Genomic DNA, 987 nt, shown 5'->3' with positions numbered 1-987 from the left:
ATCCAGCAAAACCAGGCAATGCTCGCCGTACTCGGCAACCTTGCCGGAGACAAGGCTGTTCTGCTGGGCTGTGAAGCGGAGCAGAACGGCACGCGCCGCAAGGCGGGATACGTCTTTCTGAGGACGCGGGATTTCCCGGAGGGCGAGGTCATTTACTGGGAGGGCGGCACGAGCTCCGGCGGCATGTACGTCAATCAGGAGATCATCCCGGTTACAGCGCAGGGCTACGATTTTCCGCGGGCGTATACCGTGCGGTCGCTCAAGCCGGGCGTCGGGAGCGAGAATTACAAATGGGAGGAATTCACGGACGCAACGACGATTCCGGCTTTGCGCGCCGAGATCGAGAATCTGCGCGCGGCCATTGCGAAGCTGCAGAGCGCCCCGTTGGGTATCGTTGAAACGTGGGCAGGCAAGACGGTTCCGGCGGGTTACGAGCTTTGCGAGGGGCAACAGCTTAAAATCACCGACTACCCGGATTTGTACAAGGCTCTCGGCTCGACGTTCAACAACTCGTACAGCGCGACTGGGGCGCGTTATTCCACTTCGGCCGGTTATTTCCGCATGCCCGATCTGCGGGGGCGGTTCATCGTAGGTCACAACCCGAGCGATGCGGATTACAACAGCTACGGCAAAGCGGGCGGCGAAAAGCAGCATACGCTCACGATCAAAGAAATGCCCTCGCATAGCCACCAAGTGAAAGACTATTTTTTCTCGGAGGCCTACGACGAAGCGGGACGTGACGGACGTGATTATTTTCCCGAGAAATCGATCGGAGCGGCGAAAACCGATCATGACAACCAATATATGTATTATCTGCGGCACGACACGGAATCGCGGGGAAATGGCTCTTCTCACGAGAACCGTCCGCCCTATTACGTGCTCGCATACATCATGCGGGTACGATAACCGATAAACCAATTCAAGAATGGCGATAAGAAGCATAGCGCAATTAAAAGCGTGGTTCAAGCGCGGCAGTTATCCAACCGA

Annotated in this window: 1 pseudogene (only partly in view); it reads left to right on the top strand. The window is 56.7% G+C overall.

Annotated elements, in window-relative coordinates:
• A pseudogene (locus tag QZ298_RS08545) lies at positions 1–906 on the top strand (tail fiber protein) (it extends 78 nt beyond the left edge of the window).
• The last annotated feature ends 81 nt before the right edge of the window (positions 907–987 follow it).

Origin of the sequence: uncultured Alistipes sp., from assembly GCF_910580175.1 — a bacterium.
In the GTDB taxonomy this organism is placed as follows: Bacteria; Bacteroidota; Bacteroidia; order Bacteroidales; family Rikenellaceae; genus Alistipes.
The sequence above is the reverse complement of the archived record's forward strand: the minus strand, read 5'-3'. Positions and strand labels throughout refer to the sequence as shown.